Below are 25,476 nucleotides of genomic sequence, written 5' to 3'. Positions count from 1 at the left end.
TTATAGCATCTCCGCTTAAGTCTTCGCAAACGTCCATATCCATCTTACAGGAAATACGCCGACATAAGAATACCCATATCGGCATATTTTTCATTTTTTGTTACCGACATGGGTACTTAATCATCTCCTTACCTTCTTGCCTCTTCTCATATAGTCCTCATTGATCTCCTCGTTCCAGCCACTACCTGTGAGGCACTCATCTGCTTCATCCACGCTCTCCGCCATCATTACCGAGCAAACCGCCTTGGATACTCCTGCATACACACCGGCGGTGCCGATCGTATCGCTGACATAATTAACGGCCCTGTCCTTGCGGATTCCGTACTTCTGCGCCTCAGCATAGGCATCGATATTGGCGCCGATAAAGATGAACTCCCAGCCGTACTTCTTTTGCTGCTTCTTAACCATCTTCTCGATCTTCTCGCGGGAGTACTTCCTGCTGGCATTCTCCATTCCATCTGTGGTAATGACAACGATGGTCTTCTCAGGTCTGTCCTCCTTGCGGGCGTACTTGTGAACGTTGCCAATGTGATGGATAGCGCCGCCCACTGCGTCAAGAAGCGCAGTGCAGCCTCTTACGTAGTACTGCTTGTCGGTCATCTTCTCGATCTTTTCAATCGGCACTCTGTCGTGAATGACTTCGCACTCATCGTCAAAAAGAACTGTTGACACAACTGCTTTTTCCCCGGTCTTCTTCTGCTTCTCCATCATGGAGTTGAAGCCTCCGATGGTGTCTGACTCAAGGCCGCCCATAGAACCTGACCTGTCCAAAATATAAACGATTTCTGTATATCCTTTACTCATCTTAATTACCTCCATCATCTCATCATCAGCTCCCTACAGTGAGCTGTCCTTGTTTGTAAGGTAATACTACATTTTGGGCAAAAGAAATAGGTCAACCCGAAGGCGACCTATCACATCAGCCGTTGGATAATGGACTCAGCCCGTAATCGAACAGCACGATATCTATTTTCATAACGCTATATTCCCTGTGCCTTATGAAATACTCAACTATCACATCCGTCTGAGATACCGGCGACAGCGCATATCCCGCAAGCCTGAGGAAATCCACCGCCTCATCCATGTTGAGCTGTAGCCCCACCGCAAGGGCGAGAACCTTTTCCTTGGACGGCTTGACCTGGCCTTTTAGCAGCTTGGAAAAATACTGCTTGGAAATATTTGCCGCAGCATAGACTTCAGAATTCTTGAGGCCTTTCTTGTTGATCAGCTGCTGAAGGTGCTTCTCGAAGGAATCAGTGTACATGCTCTTTAAGGCATCATCGAGAGACATCGCTTTGCCGGCAGCAAAGAGCTTAGGTTCCTTAGCTTCATTAGCCTCCTTGGCACCGGGCGAACATAGAGAAGCCAGCATATTGGAGCCATGGATTATACTACCCTTAGGTCTGTTATCCGGCTCATCATAGGCTTCTTCATCATAGATTTCTTCATCTTCAGTTTCTTCATCCTCAAATTCTGCGGCGTCAATTGAGGCTTCAACATATTCTCGATTCCATGGACGTTCTGCTCTGTACTCTTCATCAAGAGTCGCAGCAACATACTCATCGTCAATGAAGCTACGAACCTCTTCTCCCAGTTCCCCGGAGATCCTGACAGACTTCTGCCCGAACACCACCAGAAATATCTCCATCTCATGTTCAGTGAGAAATTCGGTAAAAGAATTTACGGCTATCTCGATTCCAAGCCGCTTCGGAAATCCATAGGTCCCCGTTGCCAATAGAGGAAAAGCAATCGACTTACACCCATGCTCATAGGCCAGAGCCAAAGACTTGTCATAGCAGGCTCTCAAAAGATCCGCCTCGCCATAATCTCCGCCTTCCCACCAGGGCCCGCTGGCATGGATAATATACTTCGCCTTTAAATTAAAAGCAGGTGTTATCCCCACTTTCCCCGGCTCAAGTTGCCCGATCTTAGCCCTCTCCGCAAGAAGCTTCTCCTCGCCTGCTGCCTTGTAAATAGCCGTATCAACACCCGCACCGATCGCTACATTCGGATTCGCAGTATTTACTATGGCATCTGCTTTAACCTTTGTAATATCATTCCTGATAATTTGAAATGGCATAAAACCTCACTTCTCTGGGGAGCCTCCCCTCAGCATTCTCATGTCTTCCGTTATACAGTTCCATCTTTTTCCCTCTCCCATTCTGCTCTGTATTCATCAGCATTTGCGCAGAACATGCCCTTAAGATAAGGATAGTACTCCTTAGCCGCCACTATCCGAGAGCCCTTCTGCTTGTTGCAGTTTTTGCACAGCGGAAGCAGATTCCTCTCATCGTCTGCTCCGCCTCTGTATTTTGGTACGTAGTGTTCTATCGTCGCTTTTTCCAAGGTGATCCCTCTGCCGCAGCGGGCGCACACTCCATCTGTTTTGCCCAGAACAATACGTTTGATATTGGCTTTTCTCTGCTTCTGTCCCCTCATACGCACCCCCATACGCATTTCATCACATCATTTCTTGTTAAGCCTGTACCCCACAACAGATCCCACAATGCCGCCCAGGATATGGGACAGATTGGATATATCGTCCTGCACGAACAGTCCGTCGTAGACCTGCTGCCCGATGAAGATGATTGCCACCAGAATGAAGGTCAGCGGGATTTCCCCATTCTTGAAACTGGTAAAGGAGGTCAAAAGAATGAATGCGAACACCACACCACTTGCTCCGCACAGCGCCACATTCCTGAACAATAGGTAGTTCACAAGTCCCGTAACCACCGCCGTGATAAGGATCACCTCTACTATCCTCTTAGAGCCATATTTTTCTTCCAGCATAGGCCCCAGCAGCAGTATATACGCCGCATTCCCGATATAATGTGCCCATCCGTTGTGGCCCAGCACATGTGTCAGGAACCTTACGTAGGTAAGCGGATCTGTCAACGCCGAATGATACGTCATGAACAATAGCTTGTTGGTGAATCCTCCTGTGATGAATCCAACCACCAGCACTATGAAACTTATGAACATGAATCCCAGCACCACCGGAGAATTGAATGTGATCTTGAATTTTTTCATTTTATGCCCTTCCTCTCTTTCGCCCTTTTTATCAGCTTAAGCGCCTCATCGAATGCCCCCGGAAGGTAGTCACCATGCCACTCCTTGCCGGCCTTTTCCTCCTTCTTGATCTTGGCCCAGGCTTCGTGCATCTCTTCCTCGTTAGCATAGGTCACACCGCTGAACACATGTGGGTGCCTTCGAACCATTTTATCCGATATGCCCCGAACCACGTCATCAAAGGTAAAAAGGCCTTCCTCCTCCGCCATCACCGCATGAAACATTATCTGCAGCAGAAGGTCCCCCAGCTCCTCCTTGAGATTCTCCGAGTCTCTCGTCTCATCCAGGATATTTATCCCGCATACCACCTCCGCAGCTTCCTCAATGACCGAAGCCTTGAGGCTCTCATGAGTCTGGGCCCTGTCCCAGGGGCAGCCGTGCTCGCTTCTAAGGGTTTCTACTATTTCTTTTAATCTGTCTATCTCTGCCATTTGACGACACCACTTTCCTTCTAATGCGTAAATATTTTCGCATTTACCGTAATTCTTTTATATCAATTATCATATCACTATGAACTATTAGCAACGTCAATCTAATAAAGATAATGATTTTAGACATGCTGATATATTCGCATGTTATTATACTTGTTAATTTGCCCTCAAAGACTTATAATAAAATCAAACAATTGTAGTAGTCAAAAGGAGGTTTTTATGCCATCTATAATGCCTATATCAGATTTAAGAAATTACACCGATGTTCTCAAAGAAGTCGATACCAACAGTAGAGTCTACCTTACAAGGAATGGTCGTGGTGCTTATACAATAATGTCCGTAGAGGAAGCAGATGAGTTGGATCGTTTAAGAGCTCTGCATAACGTGATTACTGATCTTAAGAAATCCGAAGAACGTGCTGAACGGGAAGGTTGGATTGACGATGATGAAATGCAGAAAGTGCTGGGGCTTAACGATTGAAGACTATAAAATATTCTCCGGATTACAAAGAAAAACTCATCAGAATGCGCAAATATCTCGACTCACAATTTGGTGATACCAAAAGAAAAGAAGTATTCTCCGCAATCAACAACAGAATACAATCGATAAAAAAGCACGAAGATATCGGCATTTCTGTGCGCGATATGTTTGGCGTAGATACAGATTATCAGTATATATACGCAGCCAAAAATTATGTATTCTACAGAGTAGATGAAACACAGATCTATATTGTTAATATCTACGATGAGCGTGAAGACTTTATGTGGAAGCTATTTGGAATAAAGACTACATCTCAGGAAACTGTAGATTATTGGAATGAATAAGCCAAAATGGACCGTCCAAATAAATTACAACTCTTTACACCTCTATACAACTATTTACACCTTTTGAATTTGAATACAACTATTTACAGGTTTGATTGTATTCAATGAAATTCTACATGCTGCCTACTTGCAAATCCTTCCTTCTTAAGATCCGAATCCAGGTAGTCCATGCTCACGGCCACAACCTTGATAAGGTTCATTGGCTGAGGGAGCTTCTTCATTGCCTCCACAGGAATCTTCTTGTGCTCCATGATCTTAAGATACTCTTCGGAAAAAGGCTCAACCATCTCAGCGACGCCCTGTACCTGAAGGCTCTTGAGACTTACGAACCCGCCGTAGGGCTCATAGATTGCAAGGCCAACATTCTTGTTCTCCTTAAGCCCCTTGAACTTAAGACCGCCTTCGGAAAAGAAGTAGAAATTGCCGTCAACGTAGTTATACTCAATTGGTGTATTCCTCACCATATCTGCAGAAGCTGTGGCCAGAGCACAGGTGTTGTGCCCGGCGATGAAGCTCTCAATTCGTATCTTTAACGCAGCCTCTTCCATATGAACTGAGTCTTTGTCCTTCTCAAGCCAGTGATTTGCTGCTGATTCGTAGTCCATTTCCCACATTTTTATTGCTCCTCTGTATTAAAATTTTAGATGTATGCGATATGTGATTTGATTATCTCAATAGGGTTTAAATGCAGTTTTTTGGCCAAGGCTTCACAACGATACTGCAAATAGGGGAGATTATCTTCCACCTTCTTGAACTTTGGACCAAGGATGATTCTTTTAATTACTGCATCCTGCTCGCTGTATACGAGAAGCCTTGGAGTCGTTCCGGGGGTATGTATTATTCTTTTGTCATCGTATCCGTCAAAAGAATAGATGATTCGCTTCTCATCTTCGTGGCTATAATCTGCGTCTTTGAAGAGGTAGGTTATGCCGTGAATGATATAATCGAAGCAGCTTCTGTAACGCCTTTCAAGCTTAGATAATTCATTTTCGCTTTTGCTTGGATGCTCCTCCTTTGGTTGTGATTTTTCTTCCAGCCAATTCAGAATGGATTCTATATATTCTTTCATTTCAGCAGAGCCTGCAGAATCATATCCTGAAATATTATTAAATACATATCCGTCACTGCCACCTTTTTGCATGTAGCATATGTTGTACAGTTTGTAGTTACCGGAGTCCAATATTCTGTCTGTATCGAGTTCTACGCAAACACCTTCTGCTGAATTACCATAGGTTTCCCACATGGACAGGTCATCAACTCTTGTGGTAAAGCTCTTTAAGAATACATATGGATAAGATAAGCTATCGCTTGACTTCTTATTGTCATAAATGCGGCGTTTTAAGACCTTTCCCTCGTTAGGATCGTTCATATGACCTATATGCATGACGGAGTACTTTCCGGCATATTTGTTTTCAGGCAAAGCGAGGTCTGCTGATTTGGGCAAGATATAGCCCAGAGTATCAAATGTCGTGTAGTACGCAAGATTCTTGGGAAGTTTACGTACCCGCAGGATTTCCTTGATCACTTCAACCCTGCCAATGGTAAGCAGCAATTCCCTTAGGTACGCGATATTGTTTTCATTCTCATTCTTCTCTGCCTCTTCTACCGTTTCTTCACCATTTTCCTTCGGAACAAACCCACTTAAAGCCCTGATATAGTTTGAAAAGAATGGCATTTTGTCATAATAAGTCACAGCATTCTCAAATATCTCGTCAGGTACCTTAGAAACATCCATATTCGATAAAAGATACAGTCCGAAAGGAAGTGCATGGTCAATGATGATATAGGTAATCCAGACAAAGGCTCGCGCTGTTCCACCTATTTTGTCATTTTCTTCCTTATCATCATCCTGCTTATTATCATCTAATGCATCAATCAGGCTCTTCGCGCTCCAAAAACATTTTGTTGCCTGCTCCCAAGCATCATGCATGAGCTTCTCGTCGCAGCAGTCCTTCTTTATCAATTCCCTGTATGGTTTAATGAAAGAATAAACTATGTTATAAACATCCGGGTCTAAATTGTTCTCAATAATAGCTAAATCATCTTCCAGCTTATATGTGGAATTAACGTTGTATAATACCCTTCGTAAAGCATCTACTGTCTTGCAAGGTTTTACCAGATTTTCCTCAAACTCATCTTCATATTGATCCCTGACACTATCCAATCTTAGTTCTTCAAATGCATCAACCCCAATGCGATAGTATTTCTCCGCATTATTCAGATCACCATGATGAAAAAGGTACAAATCCCCCACATCACTGAATATATATGAAATATCTGCAATTGAACCACATAATCCTATATTTTCTTTTATGAACTCTTGCTCTCTATTAACGGTTCTTAGGATAAAATCGTCTACTGAAGTACGTTTGAGTGCTGTCAAATTAGCCAACAGTTTTGACAAATACTCCAAGGATTTATTTATCATAATATAAGCTTTGTCTTGAGCCTGTACATTCCCCAGAAACTCATCAAGAATAAACATATTATCAAAGATACGGTCAACATCGCCTTCTAACGTAGCTATTTCCTTACCGGCATCCTCTTCATGCAAAAGCAACACTTTATGGATAAGCCTGTAATACATCTTGTTCACATGAGAAAGGCAATCTTTAATACGGTTAAAAATATTGTCAAGACTTTCATCAGAAGCATCTTGCTTTTTCGTATAATTCCAGCTTTTCTCATAATCATCGCTGATGCCTGGGCTAACCCCATCTATACCACTTAAGTCATGGTATATACGATCCTTTTCCGGCTCTATCCTAATATCCTCCCTAAAAATATCCAAACTGATATCCATACTCATACCTTTCCTCCAGTCCCCTTTATACTCCGCGTTCTAAATCTGATATGCGTTTATACTCTTTTCCCATATATAGTCCCGCTCCGTGTGAACCGATACACAATTTGTTAATTTAATAGTCTAAGCTATCTTCATTTAACAGAAAATCAAACACACTCACAATCGTTATACCTTGCTCATTTCTCCAAATCTTTGCATTCCCGGATACAATGATTATTTTCTTAAAAGAATCAGATATCTTAACGAGCGAAGCCTGCTCCTGATCCATCTTCTCTTTATCAGGCAAAGCAAATGCAGATTGTATATAGTATCGTTTGCTTCCCTGATTGACCACAAAATCTACTTCCAGTTGTTTTTTAGTCCTTTTTCCATTCTCATCCACTCTGATTTCCACGACACCAACGTCAACATTATAGCCACGATAGATGAGCTCATTGTAGATTATGTTTTCCATTATCAATCCCGATTTTAGATTTTGGGTACATATACCCAAAATCTAAAATGCATTATCACATATTCAGAATCTCCAACAGCTCCGGTGTCAGGTACTTTTTAAGAAGCCCCTCGCCGTCCACACTTCCGAAGCCGCCGTAGAACTCTTCCGCAACGCCCCCTGCAATTGCTCCGAAGGTGTCAGAATCACACTCCAGGGAAAAAACATTTCGGATGAAGCTCTCGTAGTCGTCGCTTTCGTAGAAGCATCTCATGGCCGCAGGGACCGATCCCTGGCAGCTCTCGTTCCACTTGTAGTGAGGCCGCATCTCATCCAGGCTGTAAGCAATGCTGTATTCGTATTCAGCCTTAGGATACTGCTCAAGGACGTAATCATAGATATCCTGCTTGCTCTTACCATGTCGTGCCATCCAGATGCATGTGGCTGTAACCACGGCTCCCTTGATCCCCTCAGGGTGATTGTGGGAAACAGCGGCTGTAGCCTCAGCCATCTTCTGCATTTCTTCGTAGTCCTCGTAGAACTCGCCGACAAAAGCCACCCTCATCGCTGAGCCATTGCCCCAGCTGTTATAAGGCTCATGGTTATCTCCGTTTATCCAGCCATAGAACCTTCCGCCGTATCCTGAATGCGGATACTTACGCCCTATATCAACCATAGTCTCGACAAGATCTGCTCCCGTCTTAAGGGCCTTTTTTATCGCCAGAGTCATCACCGTGTCATCTGTAAATCCGATTGCAGCTCCCTCGGTCAGAGGTACATTTTTCCAATCAAGATTACGAGGTCTGTCGAACTCAAACTGTGCTCCAAGTATATCGCCTATTACTGCTCCTTTTACTGCCATATTATTGTCCTCCATCTGTAATTAGTTTGTTTGTTATTGAGGATATTCTAGCACCCGGGTAGTCAAAAGCGGTCGCCTCACAAGCGACCGCCGGTTAACGTTAGCGTTTTAGATTATATTAAGTTTTCTTTAATGATTTTATTATGTTACCGGACATTATACGATTTCCTTAATTTCTTTTATTTTGACTTAATTCATTACTTATCTGCAGCAGTGCCTCCCTAAACGACTCCTTCGTCACCTTCAGCTCTCCCGACCTGCTCCTGGCATCTATTGCAATCGGCATTCCTTCCGTATTCTTGCATTTCTCAACCAAGCTGCTCCAATCTCCCAGATTCTGAACCTTATGGGGACATGCACCAAGGATTAGCGCTGAGAACTTCTCAAGCTTGCTGCTCCTTCCGGCGAAGCTGACTATCTTTTCATAGTCTACTTCATACTCGAAGTCATCTTTCCTGAAGCCATATAGCTTGGCTATGCCGTTCATTGTTTTAACATCAAGGGCGGTTGCGCCTAATACAAGGATCTTGCCTCTGCGACCGAGGAGATCGTGGCCGTCTTTGATTTCTTTGGGTGCTTCAGTTTCGGTGTTGTGCTCTGCGTTGAAGTGTCTGATGTCAACAAGAGCCTGCTCCAGGTCCTTATTTTTTTGCTCAAGTTCCCGAAGTTTGGCCTTGTCCTCATTGGACTTCTTTAATTCTGCAAGAAGCTCGTTGATGTAATCCTGCATGTCGTCTATGGTATCAAGAAGAAGGCCGATAGTTATCTCTTTTTCCCTAAAAGACATATCTATGGCAGGCTTCTGATCTTCCTTGGGGGCTTCTGTTTCCTTGACTGCATCAGCCGTTTCATCCACCGGATCCTCGAACTGTACCCCAAGGCCGTTAATAAGCCTTTCGAAATCAGAGCTGCCAGCCTCTCCGTTGCATATCATAACAAGATACTCTTGCTCATTATCTATATGGCGATGGTCTCTTTCGGCCACTTTGCTCTGATACTTGTTCTTAAGGTTATTCAGGTTACGGGATATATCTTTGGCATTCTTGGGGAAATAGCTCTTGATACCTCTTGCGAGAATGTCCATTGTTCCGAAATAGTGACCTGAATATCCGCCATAATTATCACTTAGCAGGGATATCATTATAGGATTACCGTACCCGTCTACAAAGCCACTGTCGAGCCAGAGGTACACCGTGTCTCGGTCCGGCTGCATTTTGCCGGTGCCTTTTTTGTCGATGTAGAATTTGGTAGATTTCTCTTTGGTTATGAATTTCCTTATGGTTTCTGCGTCGGTGAGCGTTTGGCCGCTCAATTCCCTGATTCCGTCTATTACGCTGTAAATGTCATCTATGACAATGCCTTTTTCAATAATGAATTCCTTCATAGGCAGATCCCTCCGTGGTTATAGTATGACACAGGGACGGTTCTTTTGTCAGAACCGTCCCCCGTGTAAAACTTTTCCGTTCATTAAATCACCTGCTCTCTTGTGCAGATTGCTCTTTTTAATAGTGAGTTTATAGGCTACTCGATACATCAGTTTTATGATAGCACTGAGGGATAGTGCTGACAAGTTGCCGGCTTCGGGCTACTCATCGAGTCTGTCGTATATGTCCGGATACAGGTTCAAGCTAATTACTGCAACTCAAATCATCGGTATTCATCAATATTTTTTAACATTTTTAACTTTACCCTAATAATACAGCGCTGATTAAGCTATAATAGTGCGTATACCAATTCTAGGGGAGGCTAACGGTAATGGGTGAGATAAACGGGAGAAAAGTTTCTTGGATTCACTTATCTGATTTACATTTTGGGGGAAAGAATGGTTCCATTCCTTCGAATGCTGTGTATGACAAATTACTGAGGGATATTAAAAATATCAAAATCCCTATTGATTTTGTTTTTGTCAGTGGAGATATAGCATTTAGCGCATCGCCTGATCAATATGCTTATGCAGAAAAATTCTTTAATGAAGTGCTTGATTCTCTTTGGGGGAATCACGAAGACGCAAAGAAAAGAATTTTTATCGTACCCGGTAATCATGACATTTTTCGTAGTAATGCATCGAACCTCTGGGGTAAACTCATTCAACCTTCGTCTGAAGATGAAATAGCCAACCTTCTCGAGGATAGCTCTATAAAGAGCTATTGGAAAAGTAAGTTCGATAACTATAATGAATTCTTAAAGAACTTAGTTGGTGATGAAACAGCCGCCAAATGGAGCGATGAGCCATACTTTATAGAAAAACGTGTGAAAGATGGTATAAAAATATCCATTGTTGGTCTCAATTCAGCGTGGTCGTCTTCATCAATGGGAGAAAAAGGAAACATAATTCTGGGACAAAGAAATGTAGTCAACGCCTATTCTTCCGTAGATAATGATGATGGCGAACTGGTTATTTCTTTTTTGCACCATCCGGTTTCCTATTTCAGAGATGATGATGTTGGTATAGTAGAACGGGTAATTAATGCCCATAGTGATTTTGTTCTTCATGGCCATATTCATGATGATAAAGTATATACTTCAACCTCCCTGGAAGGAGAAGTTCATTATATTGTTTCAGGTACTACTTACGAAAAAGATGCAGAAAGCTATTCATATAACTATACCTCTGTTGACCTAGATACAGGAGTATGCCAAACTGTTTTGCGAAAATACGATAGTAACAGTCTTAGTTGGGGACCAAATTACATAAGTTCAAAGCATCCGGACGGAATAATCGAGTATCCGTTTAGAAATCATACAGTTTATGAAACCAAGAACAATCTTACGTCAGAAAGCAAAATCACAAATACTGCTGTTGAGACGGTAGAAACATTCACACCCTCCACCCTTATTGGTTCCCAAGCACAAGAAAGTGTAGAAATCACGGTACCAGGAGTCCCCAAAGGGTTATCTTCTTCACTAAAGGAGCAAAATTGTATTTTATTTTCCGGAGCTGGTGCATCCGCCGACGGAAAGCTTCCCATATGGTATGAATTAGTTCATGCATTTGTGGAGCAGGTAAAAGACAATTATCCGGATCTTGAAGAACGGAAGCTCGCAGAAATACAAGCTCTGATGGATCATAATAAAACAGCACCTGTAGTATATTATTGCCGCAAAAAATTGGGTTCTAGTGATTTTGCAGATGTAATCTCCAAAAAACTATCCACGGCGAATAAAGAGTCCTATTTGCAAAGTCTCCTGAGTAAGATACCATTTAGTGCTGTTATCACGGCTAATTTTGATGATTTCGCAGAGAAGTATTGTTCAAGAGAGAACGGTGCATACAAAGTTATACTTCCGGATAAGATGTCTGCTCGTTCAGGTAGCGATAATAAGTTTCCGATATACAAAATTCACGGATCCTGTGATGAACCCGATAGCATCCGAATAATGGATAATGAGTTCATAGAGCTTATTGATAATGAAGAATATCGGAGAACCTTGAGTGACCTATTTGTAAACAATACGGTTTTCTTTGTTGGATATAGTTTCAAAGATCCGGATGTTGACTATATATTAAGGTCCTTAAGAACAAGGAATATCGGTAAGAAACACTATGCACTCATGCCAGATGTAAATGAGATAGAAAGAGAATTTTTCTTGGATGCATATAACATTCAGGTTATATCCTACCCCAGTATAGGTAAACATAAGGCAGTTCGACTTTTCCTGGAAAAACTATTAAGCTAATTCCACTAATTAAATGACAAGGGGGACGTTTTTATACCAATGGGGACGGTTCTGTTTGGTATAGTTTTGTGCGCAAAACTGTACCAAACAGAACCGTCCCCATTGGTATAAAAACCGTCCCCTTGTCATCTCCAACTCATTCCCACTTCTTCCACACCTCAGGTTGATACCCCAGTGTGGCCTGTCTGCCGTTCCTGACTACAGGTGTCTTGACGATCTGCTGGTTCTCCAGAAGCTTGTCGAACTTGTCTTCATCGGCGATGTACTGAATCAATGCTACGGTGTCTTTGTCCTTAGCATCGGGGTTGACCATGCTCATGACGCCGCCGACTGCGGATGCGACTGATGTGAGTTCGCCCTTGCTCATGCCCTTTTCCTTCAGGTCGATGAACTGGTATTTGATACCGCGTTCCTTGAAGAAACGCTCGGCTTTCTTGGTGTCGTTGCACTTCTTGGTGCCAAAAATCTGGATGTTCATAGCGTCTCCTCTATTTTCCTAAGCCCATTACAGAACTCTTCATCGTTGTGACTCCGGTGAATTGCCCATCTCTTGTAAAAATATCTATGTATTCCATTATTCAAACCAGCCTTTCACTGTTGCAATCTCCTGAATATAGCCGTCATCATCATTTGGAGTCTCCAGGATGAAGGGTAGGCCTTCAAAGGCAGGGTGCATTGCAAACTGCTTCATAGCTTCCATGCCAATGAAGCCCTGCCCAAGTTTCTCATGACGGTCTTTTGCCGCGCCACATGCATTTTTACTGTCGTTAAAATGAACGGCCTTAAGCTTGTTAAGGCCTATGATCTTATCAAACCGGGCAAGGACTCCGTCAAGGTCATTTACTATATCATAACCAGCATCCCATGTATGACAGGTATCAAAACAAACTCCCAGCTTATCCTTCAGATCAACGCGGTCGATGATTGCCTTAAGCTCCTCAAAGTTTCTTCCTACTTCAGAACCTTTTCCTGCCATTGTCTCAAGAAGAACCGTTGTGTGCATATCCGGCCAAAGCGCGTTATTAAGCCCCTCAGCAATCTGCTCGATACCAACATCTGCTCCCTGTCCTGTGTGTGAACCGGGATGGAAATTGTAGTACTGACCGGGTAGTGCCTCCATTTTTTCCAGATCCTTCTGAAGCATATCCAGGCCATTAGCTCTGGTGTCGGGACTAGCTGAGCAGAGATTCATTGTATAGCTGGCATGGGCTACGAGCTTGCCAAATTTCTTTTCCTCAAGAATCTTCTGAAGAGCCTTAACATCTTCCGGCGCCACGTCTTTAGACTTGCCGCCGCGGGGATTCCTGGTAAACCACGCAAAGGTGCTACCACCAAAGTCCACCATCTGATGGCCCATGGCTTCGTATCCGTTGGTGACAGATAAGTGACATCCGATGTATATCATAGTTTTACTCTATCTCCTACATTCCTATACGCCACACTGTATCTGGAAAACTCCTCAACAATTGCGGCCTCGCCAGCAAGATGCCTAAGAAGGCTCTGCTCATATTCGTTGCCTGTTGCAAAGGAAAGCATCAGATCGCTGATGTCTTCACGGTCGGCGGTTATGGCTTTGTCCATGACTTTGAGGCAGTCCACGAGAAGCTCTGGATGATCCTTGTCGGAATGCATGTAGTGGATTATGACGCCGCTAGCGGTGCGCTCACCAAGAAGAAGGCACCTGGCCTCTTCTCCTTCAAAGATGGCTGCGGAGAGTTTTTTGTCAAAAGAATCAGTGGCACTGATTCCGTGCTTATCATAGTACTGCTGAAGAACCTTCTTTTCCTTGTCTGAGCAGCTTTCCAGGGCCTTAGCCTTTTTGGCGGTCTTGCCTGCAATGTTTTTCCTGTAGGCCTCGGAATACCGAAGGGATGCGAAGGGAACGGCATATTCTCTTGGTCCTTCACATAGTTCGTACTCTTTTGCGGTAAAAAAGAGCAGACTCTCGGTGTCATTGGGCACAATGCAGCGCAGGTCAGTTACCCCGACCTGCTGTGCCATATTTTCCATCTCAGCAAGGAGCTGCGTGCCTATACCCTTTCTCCTGTGCTCTTCGGGGACATAGAGAAAAGCTATATCTGCCACTTCTTTTGTAGCCAAAATAGCCCCAAAGCCTATAGGGGTGCCATCGTCATCCATACAGGTCAGGAGGCTGGAATCCTTGGGAATCCGGCAGTGGAGCCTTGCTGCGTAATCAGTTATATAATCAATGTACTCTTTATCAGAGCCTATCCAACAAATGGTCATAGTCCCTCCGTAAGCCTGCTATATATGAGAGTTAATGGTGGATAATTTCTTTCATAAGGATGCTCGGCAATGTGTATCTGATCCTCTTTGAACTTAAGTGACAAAAGGATGTCCTTGCAGGCCGCATTAAGGTCGACGTCCTCGGTGGGAGCCTCAAATACATGGTGATAGATCATCTCAGCCTGGTCCTTGCAAAGGCCTAAGTACATGGCCTTATAATCGGAATAGCCAAGCTCGGCAAGGGCCTCCTGTCTCACCTGATTGCGAAGCTTCTCTTCATCCTTGGAAGAGAGGTTCTGAATGTGATGGGCCTGCTTCACGGCTGTCACCAGATCATCGAGCCTAATTCCGGCATCCACGGCTTGCTTAAGGGATGCCTTCTTGGCTTTTTTGGCATAGATCATACCATAGCCTATGTTCATTATAGAGCCTGCTATGCTCAGAATACCTCCGATAGGCGCCAGCATTCCAGTCATTGTAAGGGCTCCGCCGACCATAGTAAGGATAGAGCCTACAATTCCAACAGTTGCAGAGTTCCTCTGCTTGGTGGCCAGATCAGCCCTGTGATCCATGAGGTTTCTAAGCTGCTGACTCTGGATCTGTCTTCTTTCTTTTGTTGCCTGATCCTGGATATTGTCAGTCTGCTGATTAAACCTAGCCAGTGCGTTATCGGCATCGCTTAACTTATCAAGTGAGCGGTTGGCCTGACGAGCACTCATGGAGTTACTTGTCAGCTGGAAGATTCCTGATAAAACGGTCACTCCGCCTGCACAGAAACTGATTGCACCGGGAATGGTGCTAAAGCTCTCTGAAGCAGTAAGTGGTGCGGTTCTTCCGATCCATGGAAGGTTTTCCGAAGGAATACTGCTAAAAAATTTGATGAAATCGCCGGTAGCTTTGCTAATACCTGAAGCAGCTCCCAGGTAATCGCCTACCTGTCCCATTGCTTTCATGACATAGTCATAACCGGCCATGGTAGCCTTGGCTTTATCCAAGTTGACCGAGGACATGATGGAACTGATAAGTCCCACAATGGCCAGAACTCCGCTGATTCCGCTGGTGGAAAGGCTATAGGCGGTGTTTTTGGTGATAAAATTGACATCATCGCCAATTACCTTAAGCAGAGTGTTGGCCTGCATAACATGGCCTGCAATTGTCTTGCCTTCTCCTATATGCTGCTGGGCATTCTTGGTGCCGACTTTTTTCTTGTTCTTAAGCTTTACTGCCTTGTCTCCTGCATCTCCGGGTTCTTCATCGGGGGCACCAACCTCCTGGTTGAGCCTTTGCTGGAGCTGATCTGACAGTGCGTTATACATAGCTACAAGCCCATTAACCTCCGCTGTGATCTTGTCGCGAAGGGTCTTACTGGGGATTAGCTGTATAGGCATATTTGGCTCAAGGCCCGCTGCGGAATACATCCTCATTATCTTATGGGCCTTGGTAATGATAAGATTAAGTCTGGCCTCATCTTTCTGCTCATCATTAAGCTGGTTGGGGCCATTGTCTTCAAGCGAAGTTCTGATATTCTCCTCTTGTTCATCCAGCTCAAGGAAGCTCCCTATCAGCTGGTTTTTCAGAACAAAACCTGCTACCTGGCTTATCTTGGTCCAGTTGGCTCTGTCGCTGAAGACCTTAAGGTTAGGAATATAGTCACCTGTGGCTTCATAGAAGCTCTCTGCGGTGGGAGCGGTCTCCATCTTGTTCTCGATCAGATACAGCATGTGCAGGACCTGATCAGGCTTGGCATGGGCGATCATGTTGACAATGGGCTCCTGGGACTTATTGCCCTTATCGCAGTTGCGATACATCCAGGCCAGGATGGATCTGATTCCTTCCTTTTTCTCAGGAGTTAAGTCTTTGGTCTCGGCAGGTTTTTTATCCTGCCAGAAGCGCCCGCCATCGTTATACATAACATCGTGCATGGTCTGAACACGCTGAGCCTTGGCTTCTCCGGACAGAGCGAGGTTCCCATGGATCGTCTCCTGGAGCTTTTTAAAGTAAGAGGCGTTGTTCTTACGCTCCTTGGCGGTTATCTCGCGAGGAGGATTGGTGGGGTTGGACCTTACATCTTTTTTCTTGATCTCCGCCTCCATGTTCTGGAGTTCCACGAGGTTCTGATAGAACATGACAAGCTCATGATCGGGGTGTTCTTTTTTCATTTCCTTCGTGAGTCTGTTCATGATGTCCAGTCTCGGAAGGTTCTTAAGCTCTGCCACGGGAAGAAGGGCATAGTACTTGTTCTTCATAAGGCTGAATCTAAGCTCAAGATATAACGTAGCTTCTCCGCCGAATTCTCCGTAGTGGGAAACGATATATTTGTCAGTGTAGCTGACGGCTTTGGCCTTGGTTAGGTTCGATACTCTCGGCGGGTGCTGGCGAACCTGCTGTATTTTGTTCTGAAGTGTGCCCTGGAGAGTGCGCCTTGTGGTGGCCTCTCTTAGCATCTTATCTCTCTTGGCCTGGGCGCTGACATACTCAAAGCCGGTCTTGGTATAGGCAGCAAGGAGCTTGTCTGCAGTGGGGTCGTCCAGGGTAACGTCTTTTTTGCGTTTCTTGAACTGATTGAGCATCATGGCGCTGTGAAGCTGGGCCTGGGCCATGATCATGTTCTGCTGCGCCAGCTGCTGGGCCTGATTCTGAAGTTCCTGGGGAACAGGCTGGTCCTGCTGTTCTTGCTGTTGCTGATTTAGCTGCTGGACGTTGTTGGCCGGCTGCTGCGCAAGCCTTTTTTGCCTCTCTAAATTTTCAATATGCTGTTTGATGGGATCTTGCTGCCTCTGGCCCGGAATCTGAATCTGATTGGGGTTCTGACCCTCTACATTGTTCCCTTGAACCTGCTGATTCTGATGATTCTGCTCCTCATAGCCATATACGTCAAATCCATCAACCTGCTGATTTAAATGTAAATTGATATGATCCATACTTTTCTCCTTAGGCAGTGATCATCTTAACAAAATCGTTCATGAGTAACTTACCGTCTGCGATCTGCTCCAGGGCAAATACGTAGTTCTCGGGAACCAGAAGGCTGGTCTCGGCAGCCAGTTCCATATCCTCATATATTTTGTCATCATCACGGTCGCTGCGAATGGTGGTTGCTGCCTTGTAGGTAAGCATTTTTCCGTCGCCGCTGAGACAGAAAGCGCCATATGGAAGGTAGAAATTGAGCTTGGCTATCGCAATTGCAAGGGAAGGCACCGATTCCTTGGGCACGTCAAGCATGATGGTTAATACGGATGTAAAAAACCACACCTCATCCCCTTCAACGGGAAGGAACGAAAACTCCCCAAGAATGTCCATGAGACCTGCGCCGTAGCTGCCAACCAGGACCCTCAGAACGTCCATGGGAACGCCCAGTTCTTTGCCGGTGAAAACGGATGCCTGGGTTACATCTTCATCTTCCTTGTAGTACTTCTCTAATCTCTCCAGTAATACTCTCTTTCTGTCTGCCATGTTGTATTGTCCTCCTTAAGAAAAGCTATATTTACGCATTATAGTTACTATTTTAAACTTTTTAACGTGCTTTTTCTAGTGACCAGGGGCTGGTTTTTATACCAATGGGGACGGTTCTTTATGGTAGAAAGAATAAGGAATGAGATCGCCAGGGACCCCATTCCTTACAAGAATGACATATTGGTTTCTATTATGGTTACCATCGGCATCGCCGCCTACGAAAAAGGCAAATCCATCGCCGAAATGACAGAGGAAGCCGATCAAAAGCTGTACTACGGCAAGCGAAACGGTAAGAATCAGGTTGTAAGTGTGCTGGAGTGATTGGCATCATCCCTACCCTTGGAACAAATCCTCCCCGGTAATTACATTTTGTACAATTCCCGAGTACTTGTTTTGCTTAAATCCATTTCCGCTGACAAGTGTAATATGAATAGCCTTTTTGGTGGCCGTTTCTTTTTGGAAGAGATTCATTCTTTTCAGAAGCTTGTCGCTCTCCTCCTGATCCAATGCATAATCTTCATTGGTATATTTCATTTCGCAAAGATTGATAACATCATCTTTCCTGTCTATTATCAGATCTATTTGGGCAGCTTGCCCGGGCTTACTACTTTTCCAAGCAAATTCGTTGGTCTCAATACCGCTTATCCCCAGTGACGCCTTAATCTGATCTACATGATTCAGGCACACAAGTTCAAATGAGTTGCCACGCCATGCATTATATGAAGGTGAATTGATATACTCATTCCAGGAGTCAAACTTTTTGCTCTCGATAAATCTGATACTAAACAGAGTAAATGGATCTATCAGCTGATAAATTGCACTGTTTTCTTCTTTTGTAAAATTGCTGTATCTGCGGATAAAACCGCACTCTTCCAATTCCCGAAGGTTCTTGGTAAGAACAGAACCGCCGCCAATCTCTTTTACTTTTGATAACTCGGTTCTGGTAAGGCCTTCCGCATTCGCAGAAAGAGCCTGTATAATGGCCATATGCTTGCCGGGCTTGTCAAAAAGGGAATAGAAGAGGTTGTAATACTCATTATGGAGTTCTCCATATTCCTTAAAACACAGTTCATTAATGTTCTGAGCAAGGCTAAGTCGTGAATCCATGAGGTTAAGATAATGTGGGATACCGCCAAAGACCATATAACTCTCGATCATCTGTTTCCTGGTCATAGCAATATCATTTAATTCATACAGCTCCTCGCATTCTGAGAGTGAAAAGGGATTCAAGTGGATTCTCTTCGTCACTCTGTTGTGGAATCCCTTTTTATTGGTCAGAAGGTTGCTAATGATCCATGATGTAGCTGAGCCGCAGACAATAAGTACCAGATCCTCCTGCGAAGAACCCCAACTATTCCAAAAATAGTCTAACGCACTCTTAAAATCAGACCTTGCAGTATCCATCCACGGCAGTTCATCCAGAAACACAAGTCGTCTGTTATTGATAGGTTCTCGATATACGGTATCACTTTCAAGTAATTGCCTTAGTCTTGAAAAAGCTTCAAACCAGTCCTTAGGCTGCTCCTTTTCCTCAGAACCATAGAATAAAAGGCTCTCATTAAACGCCCTGAGCTGCCCTTTCATCTTGTCATCAGTAAGTCCGGTTGTGTAAAAAGAGAACTGTTTATTAAAAAATTCCTTGATAAGGTATGTTTTTCCTACACGTCTTCTTCCATATACCACCAGAAACTCCGGTCTTTTGGAATACAAGCATTTCATCAAAGATTCTTTTTCTCGTTTTCTCCCGACTATTTTCATCACAAATCCCCATCATAAATCGCCATGATTATATAAAAAAATAATGTTTTGGCGATTTATATCCTTTATACGTATTATAAATCGCCAAAACATTATTTTCAACACTTTATTTCTATCATCTTCCTAATTCCATTAGGTATCACTTCAAATCCGAGTTTCTGATAGACCCCCTCGTTTCCAAAGCGCTGCTGATTAATCCTTTGCATCCTTTGAATTGCCGTATATGCCATAAGCTTCCCCCTATATAGCACTTATCTGAAGGTGATCTCACCCGTCACATGGTCCATTCCATCAACAATTGCAAGAGATTCGAGTTTGTAGCCCAGGTTCCTGATTATCTGACCTCCGGGCTGGAAGCCCTTCTCGATAGCTATTCCGATGCCTGCCACTGTGGCGCCTGCACTATTTATTATGGATATCAGTCCCTGCAAAGCACAGCCGTTTGCAAGAAAATCATCGATGATAAGAACCTTGTCATTCTCGTTAAGGAACTTTTTGGATACGATAACATGGTTCTTATTTTTGTGGGTAAAAGACTCTACTTCTGCAGTGTACATTTCGCCGTCGAGATTGACACTCTGGGATTTCTTGGCAAATACCACCGGTACATTAAAATGTCTTGCTGCCACACAGGCTATACCTATACCTGATGCCTCAATGGTCAGGATCTTATTGATCTCAATACCTTCGAATCTTTTGGCCCATTCTGCACCCATCTCATCAAAGAGCTCAACGTCCAACTGATGATTCAGAAAACTGTCTACCTTTAGTATATTACCTTCTTTGACAACACCGTCTTTTAAAATTCTCTCTTCAAGAAAATTCATCGCTCTACCTCTTTATATAGATTATTGTTCTTTATCTCTCTTCGCGGAAATAATTGGTTCCAAGGCTCTTGGGAGGCTGGTCTTCCTTCTTGTTTCTCATGCTGGTGAAAACAAGAACCACAAGAGTTACGATATAAGGAATCATCTTGTACAGCTCTTTGTATTCAGTGTGTGTTCCTGAAGGAAGGTACAGGTACAAAATGTAGAGTCCTCCAAAAAGTATTGAAGAAAAGATGCCCACATCAGGCTTCCATATCGTAAAGATAACCAGCGCAATAGCAAGCCATCCTCTATCGCCGAAGGCATCATTGGACCATACACCACAGGCATAATCCATTACATAGTATAAACCGCCAAGTCCTGCGATCATGCATCCAAGGCAGGTTGAAACATATTTGTATTTTTTAACGTCTATTCCTGCCGCATCCGCAGCTGCAGGATCTTCGCCGACAGCGCGAAGGTGAAGACCTACTCTTGTCTTTCTAAGCACATATGCGCAGATTACAGCAATGATGATTGCAACATATGCAAGGAATCCGTAGGAAAAGAATACTTTGCCAAACCAACCTGTACTCGATGCAAAAGGCAGAGTCTTACTAAAATATGCAGAGGTGGCTGACAGTGAAATTGACGGAACATCCGCACCTGCAAGCTTAATAAGAGAGCCTCCGAAGAAGTTACCGAAGCCTATACCAAACGTAGTCATAGCAAGACCCGTAACGTTCTGATTCGCCCTAAGGCTAACGGTCAGAATGCAATATAACAATCCCATTAAAAGAGAACCTGTCAGTGCGCAGAGAAGCGGAATCAAAATCGCAAGAAAACCATTCAGATTCCCTGAAGGTACTGACTGTTCGTAGAAAAATGATCCGATAACACCGCTTATCGCACCCACGTACATAACACCGGGGATTCCGAGATTCAGATTTCCTGATTTTTCTGTTATCGTCTCACCTGTACTTCCCAAAAGCAGAGGAACGCCCTGCTGTACAGCTCTTGGTATAAATGCAACCAGACTAAACATTATGCGTTCTCCTTTCCCAGATCTTTACGAGCAATGATCTTGTATCTGATAAAAAACTCACATCCGATAATAAAGAACAGGATGATTCCGGTCAGAATATCCGCAAAGCTCTGATTGAGCTCAAAGGCAGTGGATATCTCGCTGGCACCTCTGTCCATGAAGATGATCAGAAGGCTTGTGAAGATCATGGCGATCGGATTGAACTTAGCGAGCCATGAAACCATAACACCTGTAAAGCCCTGTCCATCAGAGATAGTTGTTGTTATCGTGTGGTTAATACCTCCGACCAAAAGAAGTCCTGCCAGACCGCAGATCGCACCGGACAATAACATGGTTCTGATAATGACCTTCTCAACACTGATTCCGACATATCTGGCTGTGTTCCGGCTCTCTCCGACTACTTCTATCTCATAGCCGTGCTTGGTATATTTCAGATAAATGAACATTCCGATAGTAACAAGGACTGCTGCGATAATGCTTAAAAGATATTTATTTCCAATGTTAGGAAGCCAGCCAATGTTTGAATTCTGGTTGATGATACCGATCTTGCCGGATCCCTTGGGAACCTCCCAGACAATGGTAAAATATGCCACAAGCTGAGTTGCGATATAGTTCATCATCAGTGTGGACAGTGTTTCATTGGTATTCCACAGTGCCTTAAAGAGCGCCGGAATCACTCCCCAGATAGCACCTGTCAGTATTGAAGTAACGATCATAAGAAGGATTATTACTGCATTCGGGAGCTTGCCTGACAATGTGATCATACAAGCTGCCGCTGCAAGGCCGCCCATGAGGACCTGTCCTTCACCACCGATATTCCAGAACTGCATTTTGAATGCAGGTGTAAGTGCCAGTGAAATAATAAGAAGGATGGCAACATACTGCAGTGTTATCCAGGTCTTTCTCTGGGTTCCGAAGGCCCCTTTGAAAATAGTTGCGAATATAGATATCGGATTATCACCTGTGCAAACCATTGTAATTATCGCGCATAACGCCAGCGCAGCCACAATTGCGATTACTCTAATGATCCACGCTTCCTTGCTGCTGATATCTGCTCTTTTTACAATGTGAAAACGAGGCTCTTTTATTTTTTGCTGCATTATTAAGCCTCTCCTTTCTGTGTCATCATTGAACCCAAGGTATATTTATCGGTATTTCTGCCATCTACAATTCCTGTGACCTTGCCACCGCACAGGACAAGGATTCTGTCGCAGAGCTCAACAAGAACATCCAGATCTTCACCGACAAAGAGCACGGCTGCTCCTCTTTCCTTCTGCTTATTGATAAGATCATATATCTGATAGGAAGAACTGATATCAAGACCTCTTACCGCATATGCAGTCAGTAGTACCTTAGGCCTTGAGGATATTTCTCTTCCAACAAGGATCTTCTGTACATTTCCACCTGAAAGAAGACGCACAGGTGTATCGATACTGGGAGTTGCCACCTGAAGTTTGTTAACAACCTTCTCCGCAAGCTTTCTGGGCTCTTTTTTCTCGGTGAAAAATCTTGACTTGCCGCTTCTGTAAGATCTGAGCATCATATTGTCGGCAAGATTCATATTTCCTACAAGTCCCATTCCCAGTCTGTCTTCGGGAACAAAGGACAGCTTGACACCAAGATCGGAGATCTCCCTTGGAGATTTACCAAGAAGTTCCTCGGTTCTTCCATCCTGGTGGATGTAGGTGATCTTTCCATCCTTGATGATCTCAAGGCCTGCAATGGCTCTTAGAAGTTCCTTCTGCCCACAGCCTGATATTCCTGCAATTCCCAGTATTTCTCCGGTATTGGCGGTAAAAGAAACATCATCAAGCTTAACTATTCCCTCTTCATCAACAACAGTGAGGTTCTCAACTACGATACGAGGCTTGGGATCCACAGGCTCGGGTCTTTCGATATTAAGAGAAACCGGGTGGCCTACCATCATATCGGTCATTTCCTGAGCATTGGTCCCACTTGTCGTCATGTCACTTATGAATTCTCCATGGCGCAGAACCGCAACTCGGTCGGATATACTCTGTACCTCGTTTAGCTTGTGAGTAATGATAACTATGGATTTTCCATCTTTTTTCATGTTGCGCATGACATTAAAAAGCTTCTCGGTTTCCTGAGGAGTCAGCACGGCTGTGGGTTCATCCAGGATCAGAATGTCAGCTCCCCTGTATAGAACCTTAACAATCTCAACGGTCTGCTTTTCAGAAACGGACATGTCATATATCTTCTTGCTTGTATTGATCTCGAATCCGTATTTATCACAGATTTCTCTGATCTTTTTCTCAGCCTCTTTTTTATTAAGCTTGCCTTCAAGTCCAAGAATTATATTCTCTGTCGCATCAAAAACATCAATGAGCTTGAAATGCTGATGAACCATGCCTATTCCCAGATCAAAGGCATCCCTGGGAGAGCGGATCACAGCTTCTTTGCCGTTGATGATTATCTGACCGGCATCGGGGTAATAGATTCCCGCAAGCATATTCATGAGAGTTGTTTTGCCACTTCCGTTCTCACCAAGAAGAGACAAGATCTCGCCCTTATGAACATCGAGATTGACATTGCTATTTGCTGTTACATCACCAAAAGTCTTTGTAATGCCACGAAGCGATATGGCTACTTCCTTATTTTCCACAATTATCACCTTTCAAAAATACAAAATAGGATAAAAATGGGAAACCTTTGCAGTAGCACAGTTAAACCTGTGCCCACAAAGATTTCCCAAGATCACATGATGTAATTATCAATATGCTGTATCAAGAAGTGAGATTCCATCAATCTGTAAGTCAAAGTAAGGAGCTGAACGGAATTCAGAACCTGATTCTGCAAAGTAACCATCTGTGATAACTTCTGTGTCAGCGGTGTACTCAGGATCTGTATCTACATCAGCCGTGTAAGATGTAAGTGTCTCACCGTTTACAGTAAATGTAGTTGTATCAAATACATGAAGAGTTCCTGCATTCATAGCCTTCTCAGCCTCTTCGATTGCCTCGGCTGTACCCTCTGCTGCTGCGCTTCCAAGGTCTGTAAGAACAACAGAACCTGTCTCAAGGGTTCCAACCCAGTCAGTAGCGATCTCTTTGCCGTTTGCTACAGCGTCGATGATATATGCAAAATAAGGTGCCCAGTCGATTCTTGAAGAAACGATGAAGGTGTTAGGGCAAGCAGATGCTGTGCTTCCGTTGTAGGAAATGTCAGGTACACCTGCCTTCTCGCAGGCTGTAGGAGCACCCATTGAATCAGCATGCTGTGAAAGAAGAACGCAGCCGTCCTCGATAAGCTTGTTAGCGCCTTCCTTTTCAGCAGTCTCATCGTACCAGGAACCTGTGAAGGTTACTTCCATTGTAGCGGTGGGGCATACAGAACGAGCGCCAAGGAAGAATGATGTGTAACCGGAAATAACTTCTGCATAGGTGTAAGCACCAACATAACCGATCTTAGTCTGGTCTGCTGTGATCTCACCATTTGCGATCATCTCGTTGAGCTTCATTCCTGCAGCAATACCTGCAAGGTAACGTCCCTCAAAAATTGTAGCGAAAGCGTTATGGTAGTTGGAAAGGCCCTCTGTATGTGCCTTAGTACCTGTTGCATGGCAGAACTGAACATTAGGATATTCCTTAGCTGCCTCGATCATGTAATCCTCATGGCCAAAAGAATCAGCAAATACGATATCGCAGCCTGCATCTGCAAGTTCGCAGGCAGCCTCATAGCACTCCTGTCCCTCAGGGATATTTGTCTTGAGCATGTATTCTACACCTGCTGCCTCGCAAGCCTGTGTAGCTCCGTTGATAAAGTTCAGATCGTATGTTGAATTCTCATCGTGTAAAAAGATAAAACCAACCTTTACATCTGATGCAGCTGCCGGTGCGGCCTCTGTGTCAGTAGCCTTAGCTGCTGTTTCTGTCTCAGCCGTGCCCCCGCAGGCACATAATGCCATTACCATTGTGGCAGCAAGAACTGCTGATAATACTTTTTTTATCTTTCTCATCTCTTCCTCCCTTTTTTCATACCGAACGCAGGTCATTAGTAAGGATAGAGCATCTATGCTTTTTAAGCAAAATAAAAAGGCGTAGAAC

The 25,476-nt window shown here is 44.1% G+C and carries 25 protein-coding genes and 1 pseudogene; 4 read left to right on the top strand and 22 right to left on the bottom strand.

Annotated elements, in window-relative coordinates:
* Positions 1-120: 120 nt before the first annotated feature.
* The 5 genes from NXH67_RS06935 to NXH67_RS06915 form a co-directional block, all read right to left on the bottom strand.
* Positions 121-804, bottom strand: coding sequence for a vWA domain-containing protein (locus NXH67_RS06935; RefSeq protein ID WP_272796870.1), 684 nt, complete (start codon positions 802-804; stop codon positions 121-123).
* A gap of 115 nt (positions 805-919) precedes the next feature.
* Complete coding sequence (locus NXH67_RS06930; RefSeq protein ID WP_022777464.1) at positions 920-2,080, bottom strand: macro domain-containing protein; 1,161 nt, start codon at positions 2,078-2,080, stop codon at positions 920-922.
* 50 nt (positions 2,081-2,130) lie between these two features.
* Complete coding sequence (locus tag NXH67_RS06925) at positions 2,131-2,439, bottom strand: HNH endonuclease (RefSeq protein ID WP_022777463.1); 309 nt, start codon at positions 2,437-2,439, stop codon at positions 2,131-2,133.
* A gap of 27 nt (positions 2,440-2,466) precedes the next feature.
* On the bottom strand, positions 2,467-3,030 hold the full coding sequence (locus tag NXH67_RS06920; protein ID WP_272796869.1) for a rhomboid family intramembrane serine protease: 564 nt from the start codon (positions 3,028-3,030) through the stop codon (positions 2,467-2,469).
* Entirely contained in the window at positions 3,027-3,500 is a 474-nt protein-coding gene (locus tag NXH67_RS06915; RefSeq protein WP_272796868.1) for a MazG nucleotide pyrophosphohydrolase domain-containing protein, read from the bottom strand. The genes NXH67_RS06920 and NXH67_RS06915 overlap by 4 nt, the downstream gene beginning before the upstream one ends.
* Positions 3,501-3,719: 219 nt before the next feature.
* Here NXH67_RS06915 and NXH67_RS06910 point away from each other — a divergent pair, with 219 nt between their 5' ends.
* Positions 3,720-3,980, top strand: coding sequence for a type II toxin-antitoxin system prevent-host-death family antitoxin (locus NXH67_RS06910; protein WP_272796867.1), 261 nt, complete (start codon positions 3,720-3,722; stop codon positions 3,978-3,980).
* The gene (locus NXH67_RS06905) at positions 3,977-4,324 is read left to right on the top strand and encodes a type II toxin-antitoxin system RelE/ParE family toxin (protein ID WP_272796866.1); all 348 of its coding nucleotides are present in this window, start codon (positions 3,977-3,979) and stop codon (positions 4,322-4,324) included. Before NXH67_RS06910 ends, NXH67_RS06905 begins: the two co-directional genes overlap by 4 nt.
* A gap of 101 nt (positions 4,325-4,425) precedes the next feature.
* Here the strand turns inward: NXH67_RS06905 and NXH67_RS06900 are convergent, their stop codons facing one another.
* From NXH67_RS06900 to NXH67_RS06880, 5 genes and pseudogenes are all read right to left on the bottom strand, one after another.
* Positions 4,426-4,938 carry a pyridoxamine 5'-phosphate oxidase family protein gene (locus NXH67_RS06900; protein ID WP_272796865.1) on the bottom strand — a complete coding sequence of 171 codons (513 nt, stop codon included), beginning with the start codon at positions 4,936-4,938 and terminating at the stop codon, positions 4,426-4,428.
* A gap of 26 nt (positions 4,939-4,964) precedes the next feature.
* Positions 4,965-7,127 (bottom strand): DUF2971 domain-containing protein, encoded by a 2,163-nt coding sequence (locus tag NXH67_RS06895; protein WP_272796864.1) that lies wholly within the window; start codon positions 7,125-7,127, stop codon positions 4,965-4,967.
* 115 nt (positions 7,128-7,242) lie between these two features.
* Positions 7,243-7,587, bottom strand: a pseudogene (locus NXH67_RS06890) (ATP-binding protein); the annotation flags it as partial.
* A 52-nt stretch (positions 7,588-7,639) separates the two neighbouring features.
* The gene (locus tag NXH67_RS06885) at positions 7,640-8,425 is read right to left on the bottom strand and encodes an ADP-ribosylglycohydrolase family protein (RefSeq protein ID WP_272796863.1); all 786 of its coding nucleotides are present in this window, start codon (positions 8,423-8,425) and stop codon (positions 7,640-7,642) included.
* A 169-nt stretch (positions 8,426-8,594) separates the two neighbouring features.
* Positions 8,595-9,809, bottom strand: coding sequence for a hypothetical protein (locus NXH67_RS06880; protein WP_272796862.1), 1,215 nt, complete (start codon positions 9,807-9,809; stop codon positions 8,595-8,597).
* A gap of 371 nt (positions 9,810-10,180) precedes the next feature.
* Here NXH67_RS06880 and NXH67_RS06875 point away from each other — a divergent pair, with 371 nt between their 5' ends.
* Complete coding sequence (locus tag NXH67_RS06875; RefSeq protein ID WP_272796861.1) at positions 10,181-12,103, top strand: SIR2 family protein; 1,923 nt, start codon at positions 10,181-10,183, stop codon at positions 12,101-12,103.
* 136 nt (positions 12,104-12,239) lie between these two features.
* Here NXH67_RS06875 and NXH67_RS06870 read toward each other — a convergent pair whose 3' ends face one another.
* The 5 genes from NXH67_RS06870 to NXH67_RS06850 all read right to left on the bottom strand — a co-directional run bounded on the left by NXH67_RS06870 (position 12,240) and on the right by NXH67_RS06850 (position 17,800).
* Positions 12,240-12,581 (bottom strand): arsenate reductase family protein, encoded by a 342-nt coding sequence (locus NXH67_RS06870; RefSeq protein ID WP_022779810.1) that lies wholly within the window; start codon positions 12,579-12,581, stop codon positions 12,240-12,242.
* 96 nt (positions 12,582-12,677) lie between these two features.
* Entirely contained in the window at positions 12,678-13,508 is an 831-nt protein-coding gene (locus tag NXH67_RS06865; protein ID WP_272796860.1) for a deoxyribonuclease IV, read from the bottom strand.
* A complete protein-coding gene (locus NXH67_RS06860; RefSeq protein WP_272796859.1) occupies positions 13,505-14,350 on the bottom strand; it encodes a GNAT family N-acetyltransferase in 846 nt (281 codons plus the stop codon). The genes NXH67_RS06865 and NXH67_RS06860 overlap by 4 nt, the downstream gene beginning before the upstream one ends.
* Complete coding sequence (locus NXH67_RS06855) at positions 14,347-17,271, bottom strand: hypothetical protein (protein ID WP_272796858.1); 2,925 nt, start codon at positions 17,269-17,271, stop codon at positions 14,347-14,349. Before NXH67_RS06855 ends, NXH67_RS06860 begins: the two co-directional genes overlap by 4 nt.
* A gap of 10 nt (positions 17,272-17,281) precedes the next feature.
* Positions 17,282-17,800, bottom strand: coding sequence for a hypothetical protein (locus tag NXH67_RS06850; protein WP_022779814.1), 519 nt, complete (start codon positions 17,798-17,800; stop codon positions 17,282-17,284).
* A gap of 120 nt (positions 17,801-17,920) precedes the next feature.
* Between NXH67_RS06850 and NXH67_RS06845 the strand changes: the two genes are divergently transcribed.
* Complete coding sequence (locus tag NXH67_RS06845) at positions 17,921-18,121, top strand: GGDEF domain-containing protein (protein ID WP_022779815.1); 201 nt, start codon at positions 17,921-17,923, stop codon at positions 18,119-18,121.
* Between the two features lie 12 nt (positions 18,122-18,133).
* Here NXH67_RS06845 and NXH67_RS06840 read toward each other — a convergent pair whose 3' ends face one another.
* The 7 genes from NXH67_RS06840 to NXH67_RS06810 form a co-directional block, all read right to left on the bottom strand.
* Positions 18,134-19,558 carry an AAA family ATPase gene (locus NXH67_RS06840; protein WP_272796857.1) on the bottom strand — a complete coding sequence of 475 codons (1,425 nt, stop codon included), beginning with the start codon at positions 19,556-19,558 and terminating at the stop codon, positions 18,134-18,136.
* A 98-nt stretch (positions 19,559-19,656) separates the two neighbouring features.
* Positions 19,657-19,788: a hypothetical protein gene (locus tag NXH67_RS06835; protein WP_272796856.1), complete on the bottom strand. Its 132-nt coding sequence runs from the start codon at positions 19,786-19,788 to the stop codon at positions 19,657-19,659.
* Positions 19,789-19,809: 21 nt separating this feature from the next.
* Positions 19,810-20,385, bottom strand: a complete 576-nt coding sequence (locus tag NXH67_RS06830) for a xanthine phosphoribosyltransferase (protein WP_022779818.1) — start codon at positions 20,383-20,385, stop codon at positions 19,810-19,812.
* Between the two features lie 31 nt (positions 20,386-20,416).
* Positions 20,417-21,409 (bottom strand): ABC transporter permease, encoded by a 993-nt coding sequence (locus NXH67_RS06825; protein WP_272796855.1) that lies wholly within the window; start codon positions 21,407-21,409, stop codon positions 20,417-20,419.
* A complete protein-coding gene (locus tag NXH67_RS06820; RefSeq protein WP_022779820.1) occupies positions 21,409-22,509 on the bottom strand; it encodes an ABC transporter permease in 1,101 nt (366 codons plus the stop codon). The genes NXH67_RS06825 and NXH67_RS06820 overlap by 1 nt, the downstream gene beginning before the upstream one ends.
* A gap of 2 nt (positions 22,510-22,511) precedes the next feature.
* Positions 22,512-24,044: an ABC transporter ATP-binding protein gene (locus NXH67_RS06815; protein WP_272796854.1), complete on the bottom strand. Its 1,533-nt coding sequence runs from the start codon at positions 24,042-24,044 to the stop codon at positions 22,512-22,514.
* Positions 24,045-24,143: 99 nt separating this feature from the next.
* Positions 24,144-25,388, bottom strand: a complete 1,245-nt coding sequence (locus tag NXH67_RS06810) for a BMP family ABC transporter substrate-binding protein (protein WP_272796853.1) — start codon at positions 25,386-25,388, stop codon at positions 24,144-24,146.
* Positions 25,389-25,476 lie beyond the last annotated feature (88 nt).

The sequence above is a fragment of the Butyrivibrio sp. DSM 10294 genome (genome assembly GCF_028539135.1).
GTDB lineage: Bacteria > Bacillota > Clostridia > Lachnospirales > Lachnospiraceae > Butyrivibrio.
This window is presented reverse-complemented; position numbering and strand designations above follow the sequence as displayed.

Excerpts from the sequence above, each read along its gene's own strand:
- NXH67_RS06930 (WP_022777464.1), bottom strand. The coding sequence starts at position 2,080 with ATGCCATTTCAAATTATCAGGAATGATATTACAAAGGTTAAAGCAGAT.
- NXH67_RS06895 (WP_272796864.1), bottom strand. The coding sequence starts at position 7,127 with ATGGATATCAGTTTGGATATTTTTAGGGAGGATATTAGGATAGAGCCG.
- NXH67_RS06920 (WP_272796869.1), bottom strand. The coding sequence starts at position 3,030 with ATGAAAAAATTCAAGATCACATTCAATTCTCCGGTGGTGCTGGGATTC.
- NXH67_RS06825 (WP_272796855.1), bottom strand. The coding sequence starts at position 21,409 with ATGTTTAGTCTGGTTGCATTTATACCAAGAGCTGTACAGCAGGGCGTT.
- NXH67_RS06910 (WP_272796867.1), top strand. The coding sequence starts at position 3,720 with ATGCCATCTATAATGCCTATATCAGATTTAAGAAATTACACCGATGTT.
- NXH67_RS06850 (WP_022779814.1), bottom strand. The coding sequence starts at position 17,800 with ATGGCAGACAGAAAGAGAGTATTACTGGAGAGATTAGAGAAGTACTAC.
- NXH67_RS06860 (WP_272796859.1), bottom strand. The coding sequence starts at position 14,350 with ATGACCATTTGTTGGATAGGCTCTGATAAAGAGTACATTGATTATATA.
- NXH67_RS06835 (WP_272796856.1), bottom strand. The coding sequence starts at position 19,788 with ATGGCATATACGGCAATTCAAAGGATGCAAAGGATTAATCAGCAGCGC.
- NXH67_RS06855 (WP_272796858.1), bottom strand. The coding sequence starts at position 17,271 with ATGGATCATATCAATTTACATTTAAATCAGCAGGTTGATGGATTTGAC.
- NXH67_RS06900 (WP_272796865.1), bottom strand. The coding sequence starts at position 4,938 with ATGTGGGAAATGGACTACGAATCAGCAGCAAATCACTGGCTTGAGAAG.
- NXH67_RS06845 (WP_022779815.1), top strand. The coding sequence starts at position 17,921 with ATGGTAGAAAGAATAAGGAATGAGATCGCCAGGGACCCCATTCCTTAC.
- NXH67_RS06820 (WP_022779820.1), bottom strand. The coding sequence starts at position 22,509 with ATGCAGCAAAAAATAAAAGAGCCTCGTTTTCACATTGTAAAAAGAGCA.
- NXH67_RS06870 (WP_022779810.1), bottom strand. The coding sequence starts at position 12,581 with ATGAACATCCAGATTTTTGGCACCAAGAAGTGCAACGACACCAAGAAA.
- NXH67_RS06935 (WP_272796870.1), bottom strand. The coding sequence starts at position 804 with ATGAGTAAAGGATATACAGAAATCGTTTATATTTTGGACAGGTCAGGT.
- NXH67_RS06875 (WP_272796861.1), top strand. The coding sequence starts at position 10,181 with ATGGGTGAGATAAACGGGAGAAAAGTTTCTTGGATTCACTTATCTGAT.
- NXH67_RS06840 (WP_272796857.1), bottom strand. The coding sequence starts at position 19,558 with ATGAAAATAGTCGGGAGAAAACGAGAAAAAGAATCTTTGATGAAATGC.
- NXH67_RS06865 (WP_272796860.1), bottom strand. The coding sequence starts at position 13,508 with ATGATATACATCGGATGTCACTTATCTGTCACCAACGGATACGAAGCC.
- NXH67_RS06915 (WP_272796868.1), bottom strand. The coding sequence starts at position 3,500 with ATGGCAGAGATAGACAGATTAAAAGAAATAGTAGAAACCCTTAGAAGC.
- NXH67_RS06810 (WP_272796853.1), bottom strand. The coding sequence starts at position 25,388 with ATGAGAAAGATAAAAAAAGTATTATCAGCAGTTCTTGCTGCCACAATG.
- NXH67_RS06885 (WP_272796863.1), bottom strand. The coding sequence starts at position 8,425 with ATGGCAGTAAAAGGAGCAGTAATAGGCGATATACTTGGAGCACAGTTT.
- NXH67_RS06830 (WP_022779818.1), bottom strand. The coding sequence starts at position 20,385 with ATGAATTTTCTTGAAGAGAGAATTTTAAAAGACGGTGTTGTCAAAGAA.
- NXH67_RS06925 (WP_022777463.1), bottom strand. The coding sequence starts at position 2,439 with ATGAGGGGACAGAAGCAGAGAAAAGCCAATATCAAACGTATTGTTCTG.
- NXH67_RS06880 (WP_272796862.1), bottom strand. The coding sequence starts at position 9,809 with ATGAAGGAATTCATTATTGAAAAAGGCATTGTCATAGATGACATTTAC.